Consider the following 7,121-nt stretch of genomic DNA (forward strand, 5'->3'; position numbering starts at 1 on the left):
CGAATCAGACGTTTTTATTATTTCACCAGGCAATTTTGCAGTCATTCGAATTTGATTCAAAACACAAAGCCACCTTTTTCCGTAGCAATGATAACTGGCAGCGTGGCCGGGAAATCATCCTGGAAGCAGATAATCAACCCCGCAAAGCAGAACCCCTGCTGATGGCGGACACTGTGATTGCTGCTGCTGTAAAAGACCCAAATCAGAAATTTATCTATCTCTACGATTTCGCCAAAAACTGGTCGTTCCTCGTAGAACTCATCGGCGTTTCCAAAGATGAAAACAGTAAAATAACTTATCCTGCCTGCGTACGCAAAGAAGGTCTTGCGCCCAGTCAATACGGTACCAAAGGCCTGGTAGGCGATAAGCTCGTGGAAATGGAAGAAAAATACGACCTCAACAAAGAAGGTATGGATGCGGAAGGATTCGGTGAAGAAGGAGAAGAAAGCGACGCAATGGGCGGCGATGGAGCAGAAGAATTTGGGGGAGAAGAAGAAAATAACTTTTAAATAATACCATCAGTCATTTTAGGGACCTGTTTATTTTTTGCAGACATCATCCGTTTCACCCGCTTTGCTGAAATGGCCCCGTCTCCGGAAAAATAAACAGGTCCCTAAATATTTACCGCCACTATATGCAAAAAACTGTCATCATTATTGCAGGCCCTACTGCTTCAGGTAAAACGGCTTTGTCTGTTCAAATGGCGCAGCTGTTTAACACAGCGGTGATCTCTGCAGATTCCCGGCAGTGCTACCGCGAAATCAGTATCGGTACGGCAAAGCCTTCCCGGGATGAATTGGCGGCAGTTCCTCACTACTTCATCGACTCGCACAGCATCCGCGAAGAAGTGAATGCAGGCGTGTACGAAAAACTGGCGCTCGGTTATGCCGGTGAAATCTTTGAAAAGAATGATATCGCCATCATGTGCGGTGGCACCGGCCTTTATATCAGGGCCTTTGCGGAAGGCATCGACGACATGCCACCCATTGCGCCCGGCATCCGCACCCGGCTGAATGAACAGTATACATTGCACGGCCTTTCCTGGTTGCAGCAGCAACTGCAGGAACGCGATCCCGGCTTTTACGCCATCGCAGAAACCCAGAACCCACAACGCCTCATCCGCGCACTGGAAGTGCTGGACGCCACCGGCCGCTCTATTACCACTTTCCGCAGTGCTACCCGCTCCCCCCGCGATTTCCGGATGATCAAAGTAGGCATCACCCTGCCAAAAGAACTGCTTCATCACAACATTCACCACCGCGTGGATGCCATGGTACAGGCGGGATTGGTAGAGGAAGTCCGCGCTGTAATGCCCTACCGAGGGCACAACGCACTCCGCACCGTAGGCTACCAGGAAATATTCAGCTTCCTCGATGGCTACATCTCCCTGGATCAGGCCATTGATGATGTGAAAACGCATACCCGCCAATATGCAAAACGGCAACTCACCTGGTTCAGAAAGGATCCCGCATTCCAATGGTTCGATCCCCGCGATCCGGCAGCTATCATCGCTTATGTGCAGCAACAGCTGGCACGCTAAGCCCGGTAAGCCCCGCGCAGGAACCAGCCATGGCGGCAACGCGCCGGTAGGCATCTCACAAAAAATAATTACGGACAACCACTGTACTGAAACCGAACATTTAGGATAAATATAAAATATGTAAGTCTCTTGTATTTAAAAGCCCTGTAACATGGCATTTTCTTAGCAGCCCCGTGTTTGCACCGCTCACGAAATATTTGCGTATGTTCAAAAATTACCTGAAAACCGCCTGGCGTCATCTGCTGAAGAACAAGCGTTTTACTATCCTCAATCTCATCGGCCTGTCTACCGGTCTCGCCTGTACGTTGCTGATCTGTTTATGGGTATATGATGAACTCCGGATCGATCACTTTCATAAAAATGACCGCCGCCTTTTCCAGGTAATGGAAAACCAGCCGCACGAAAAAGGTATCACCACAGCCAACGGAACACCCGCACTGCTGGCTGCCACATTGAAGGCAAACATGCCTGAAGTGGAAAATGCCACTGTATGTACGCCGCCATCATGGTTCCCGAAAATCGCACTCACTGCGGGCAACAAAATCGCTAAATCAACTACGGTATTCGCCGGGCAGGAATATCTCCGGGTATTTTCATATCCTTTGCTGCAAGGCAATGCGGCGCAGGTATTACAGGACAAAAACAGCATCGTGATATCTTCCGCGCTTGCACGGACTTTATTCGGCACTACTAACGCAACCGGGAAAACCATCACCTGGCAGCTGGATCAGTTCAAAAGGGTCAGTACCGTGTCTGGTGTGCTGGATGAACTGCCGGCCGGCACTTCCACATCCTTCGATTGCCTGCTGCCTTTCGACGCTTTCCGGGAAATCATGAACATCACCGCGCTGGATCCGCAAGGACCGTTTAATACCTTCCTGGTGATGAAGGAAGGCGCCAACATCCCCGCATTCATGCAAAACTGAGCCGCTTCATGACCGGCCTCACCCAGGGCAGCACCACGCAGCGCGATGTGTTCCTGCAACGCTACAGTGATTTGTACCTGCATGGCAATTTTGAGAACGGTGTGGCCTCCGGCGGCAGGATCAGTTATGTAAAACTGTTTTCGCTCATCGCACTTTTTATATTGCTAATCGCCTGCATCAACTTTGTAAACCTCTCTACTGCACAGGCTTCCGGAAGGATGAAGGAAATGGGTATTCGCAAAACAATAGGTGCCAACCGCCTGGCGCTGATCATACAATACCTCGGCGAGTCTATGCTGATGACCATGCTCTCCCTGGTGCTCGCATTGCTGCTGGTGGCGCTGTTGCTGCCGCAATTCAACCATATTACAGGTAAGGCCTTATACTTTTCACTGAATGGAGGCATGACAGGTATCCTCGTTGCCATAACGCTGCTCACAGGTATACTGGCGGGCAGTTACCCGGCGCTGTACCTTTCAGGTTTCAACCCATTACCGGTGCTGAAGGGAAAAGTACCGGGATCACCCGGCCAATTGCTGGCCCGCAAAGGACTGGTGGTATTCCAGTTCACACTCTCGGTGTTGTTTATGGTGGCCGTAATAACAGTATATCAGCAGATAGCTTATGTGCAGCATAAAAATCCGGGTTACGACAAAGACAACGTGGTATATTTTGATGTAGAAGGAAAAGTGCCGCAGCATATCCCCGGATTCCTGGCGGAGCTGAAAAAGATACCCGGCGTGGTGAACGCATCCGCCATGGTAGGAAACGTGTTAGGTGCGCCTTCCACAGGATGCACCTGGAAGGGCAGGGGCATTGACGAAACAATTATGTGCCGCCCGTTCCTGGTGAACTATGATATGATAGAAACACTGGGCATAGAAATGGCGGCCGGCAGGTCTTTCTCCCGGGATTATGGTGCGGATGACTCCAGGATCATTTTTAATGAAGCGGCTATCAAAGCCATGGGAATTGAAAATCCCGTAGGTAAGGTGATTGAATTTAATGGCATGAAAACAGAGATAGCAGGCGTTGTAAAGAACTTTCATTTTCAATCCATGCACGAAACCATCAGCCCTTTATTTTTCCGGCTGGATTCCCTGAACAGTACAGTAATGGTAAAGGTAAAGGCAGGGCAAACGAAAGCCGTGCTGGCTGCACTGGCTGCTTTCTATCAACATTATAACCCCGGGTTTACATTCGATTATAAGTTCCTCGACCAGGATTACCAGGCGCAATATATAGCAGAGAAAAGAGTAGCGGCTTTATCAGAATATTTTACTGCACTTGCCATCCTGATCTCTTGTCTTGGCCTCTTCGGCTTAGCCGCCTTTACCGCGGAAAGCCGGCGCAAGGAGATCAGTATCCGTAAAGTACTGGGCGCTACGGCCTCCCATGTGATGATGATGCTTTCCGGTCAATTCCTGCGGTCGGTATTGATAGCGGTACTGATTGGTTTACCGCTGGCATGGTATTGCATGAACCGGTGGTTACATAGTTTTGCTTATCATATTGAGATGAATGTGGGAATATTCCTGCTGGTGGGCATTACTATTGTCGGAATTACCTTGCTTACGGTAAGCTTTCAGGCAATACGGGCAGCACTGGAAAACCCGGTGAAGAACCTGAAGGTGGAATAAAGTGATGGTGGTATGACAGGATTACATTGATTTAACTGATAAAAAAAGTCCGGGTGCAATTACACCCGGACTTTTTTTATAGGATATGATGTTGGTTAGAATTTGAATCCTACAGTAAGCAGGATATTACTCCTGGTATAGTCGAGCGTAGCGGCTGCAGGGCTCAGTGCAGCTTCATACACTGTATAAGGCTGATACCTGTCTTTGCCCTGTGTATAGCTGTAAGTAGCATCTACATAAAGCCCTTTGTTACGGAAGCCAATACCACCGCTGTAAACTTTGCGGGAAGCATTTACGCCAGCGTTATAGGCATCGTCGCTGTATGGGTTGCCGTAGGAAGCAAAACCTGCTCTTACCGCATATATGGACATAAATTTCACCTCTGCGCCTACACGAATATTGGAGGTAGATTTATAAACAGCGCTGATGTTATCGTTCAGGCTTTTTTCCCCGGCCCTGTCGTCTTTCATCCTGAATTTTCCTGAAGGAGTATTCACGAACTCGTAGTCGGCAGTAATAAAGCCCTGTGTACTCTGTGGTTCCTGCAGGTTACCAAAAAAGTAGGAGGCGCCGGCAGCTGCACGTAAAGGCGCAGTATAGTTGTAATCATATTCTACAGGGTAACCTTGTGTTTGATCAAACGAACTGGAGATTACTTCACCCGCGCCATCTTCTATATCTGAGTGAAGTTCAGAACTGTAGCTGTCGTGAAGGGAATACCAGGTAGGGGTAACGAAGGTACCGCCCAATCTGAAGTGGTCGGTAACTTTATAGAGGATACCAATTTTACCGCCAACACCGAGGCCGGTACGTTTCAGGTCCTTGTAGTAATCGAAGTAGCCGAAGTTGTTGCCTTTATCGCTGCTGGCATCATCTTCCGACCAGGAAAGCGATTCCTTATAATTAATGCTGGGCAGGTTCAGGCTGGCGCCTATATAGAGGCGATCGCCATAATTTCCGCCAACAGCAAAGGTATATTCGTTCATACCGCCTTCAGTTTTCAGCGTACCTCTTTGCTGTATGCCTTCGGTAAGTCCGCCTATTTGCCTGGAAGGGGAAGCGAGGGTCATCGGTTGTTTATTGCCGGTAGTAGGCTGGTAATCTGCCAGTAAGCCGGTAGTGAACCCCAGATCAGCGCCCAGCGCCTGTGTGGCGGAGCTGCCGTCGAAGATGTCATCTACAAAACGGTCGGAATAAGATGATTTTGTATTATGGCCTGCAATGGCAATTTCGTTGTTGTAATTGGCGATACGGTCCATACCCAGTGAAAAGGTAATATTGTTCCAGGTACTGCTGCCGTTGTTTTTATTGGTAGCCATAATCAATCCTATGGAGGGCAACTGGAAATTGCTGCGGTTACCTTTATTATCAAGCTGGGCATTTCCCAGGTAACTGGAAGTATTTTGAGAGATGCCTACGCCACCCGAAATATGAAATTCACCGGTTTTGAAGATGGCAATACCTGCCGGGTTAATATGAGCGGATGAATAGTCTCCTCCAAGTCCAACGCCGGCGCCGCCCAATGCCTGTGTTCTGGCTGTACCGTGAGGTTGCTGCGGGGAATAAAGTAATGCGTCGTTGGAACTCTGGCCAAGGGCTGTCACAGATATAAACAAGCCGCCTAAAAGAGGATAAAGTCTTTTAATCATAATCTGTATTCTTAAAATGAGATTGCTGCAGGTTAATTAATGGTCGCTAACCTATGCTGCGATTAGTATAACGTGCTGAACTGGCAAAACGTGTGCGAGATAAAAAAATAAGCGTAGGTTTTTAGGCTACGCTTATCTAGTTGATGATTTTTATGATCAACGGCCTCCTCTGGATGGACGGCTGTAGCCACCACCACCTCCGCCGCCGGAGTTGCCACCGCCTACACGGCCACCGCCGGAACTAGGTGTGTAACTTGGAGCCGGGGTAGGAGCAGGTCTGCTGTATTCAGTTCTCTGCGGACGGGAATAGTTATTACCGCCGTTATTGTTGCTGTTCTGGTAAGTAGGTCTTGTAACAGGCCTTTCAGAACTGGACTGCTGGAATACACGGCGCGGTCTTTCACCGGTTGATGTACCGCCATTGGCAGGTTGGAAAGTACCGGTCCGGGAAGGACGGGTATAACCGCCACCGCCAGTACCGCCGCTATTGGTATATTGAGTTCTGCGAACGCGTTCGTTGCCGCCTCTTACAGATCCGTAGGAGTTGGAAGGACGGGTCACATAATGGCCGTAGTATCCGCCGCCACCGTAGTAACCGCCGTGGCCGTAGTAACCGCCGCCATAATATGGATAATAGTAAGAAGGCCAGTAGCTGCCTACGTATGGGTAACCCCATCCGCCGTAGAAGCCGGTGCTCCATGGGCTATAGAAACCACCCATTCCCCAGCCCAAACCAAGGCCGAAAGAAGGGCCGTAAAAACCACCATACGGGTAACCATAACCAAGGCCAAGTCCCCAGCCGCTGCCGTATCCCAGTCCAAAGCCGCTGCTCATGTACAGGTTGGAAGCTGCATTATAGCCATCCCAGTAATCGCCTGAATAGTTACTGCCACTGCCAAAACGGTTTAAACGACGCTGGTAATCGCCCTGGTCGTCATCCTGGTAAGTTACATAGGTACCGCCATCATCCTGGGTGCCTTCTACATAGTTGGCATCATTTTCATCCTGACGGCTGTTGCCGTTAGAACCATTGCTGGAGGCATAGGTACGCTGCTCCTGACGCGGAGAATAGTATACATCATCCGGGGTCTGAGCCGTTTTATAGGTACTGGAACACGCCCCCAGTGCGAGCGATGCTGCCAGTCCAATGTATATTATAGGCTTCATTTGAAATATGTTTTAAGCGTGATTCGTATAGTAAATTTACTTCTTTTTAACGGATTTAACAGGAAGAAAGTTACAATAACACAGGCTACGTTATATTATTTTATGATAAGTGTTTGCAACGTTATGTTTTTCATCTATGTTTGTGGAATTTCTTCGTGATATAAATCGGACAAAAACTAAGCCAATCCGGCCTCTGGCA

General features: G+C 48.9%; 6 protein-coding genes. 4 read left to right on the forward strand and 2 right to left on the reverse strand.

Annotation, left to right across the window (positions count from 1 at the left end):
- The 4 genes from VN105_RS18980 to VN105_RS18995 form a co-directional block, all read left to right on the forward strand.
- Positions 1 to 509 (forward strand): IS1096 element passenger TnpR family protein (locus tag VN105_RS18980; protein WP_325643103.1); only part of this gene is annotated, 509 nt, incomplete at its 5' end.
- A 125-nt stretch (positions 510 to 634) separates the two neighbouring features.
- Positions 635 to 1,540 (forward strand): tRNA (adenosine(37)-N6)-dimethylallyltransferase MiaA, encoded by a 906-nt coding sequence (gene miaA / locus VN105_RS18985; RefSeq protein ID WP_325643104.1) that lies wholly within the window; start codon positions 635 to 637, stop codon positions 1,538 to 1,540.
- A gap of 203 nt (positions 1,541 to 1,743) precedes the next feature.
- Complete coding sequence (locus tag VN105_RS18990) at positions 1,744 to 2,466, forward strand: ABC transporter permease (RefSeq protein ID WP_325643105.1); 723 nt, start codon at positions 1,744 to 1,746, stop codon at positions 2,464 to 2,466.
- An 8-nt stretch (positions 2,467 to 2,474) separates the two neighbouring features.
- Positions 2,475 to 4,106 (forward strand): FtsX-like permease family protein, encoded by a 1,632-nt coding sequence (locus VN105_RS18995; RefSeq protein ID WP_325643107.1) that lies wholly within the window; start codon positions 2,475 to 2,477, stop codon positions 4,104 to 4,106.
- 95 nt (positions 4,107 to 4,201) lie between these two features.
- On the opposite strand, the gene VN105_RS19000 is transcribed toward VN105_RS18995, so the two are convergent.
- Entirely contained in the window at positions 4,202 to 5,755 is a 1,554-nt protein-coding gene (locus VN105_RS19000; protein WP_325643109.1) for a hypothetical protein, read from the reverse strand.
- A 156-nt stretch (positions 5,756 to 5,911) separates the two neighbouring features.
- Positions 5,912 to 6,922 (reverse strand): hypothetical protein, encoded by a 1,011-nt coding sequence (locus VN105_RS19005; RefSeq protein WP_325643111.1) that lies wholly within the window; start codon positions 6,920 to 6,922, stop codon positions 5,912 to 5,914.
- Between the last annotated feature and the right edge of the window lie 199 nt (positions 6,923 to 7,121).

The organism is Chitinophaga sp., from assembly GCF_035564935.1.
Taxonomy (GTDB): domain Bacteria; phylum Bacteroidota; class Bacteroidia; order Chitinophagales; family Chitinophagaceae; genus Chitinophaga.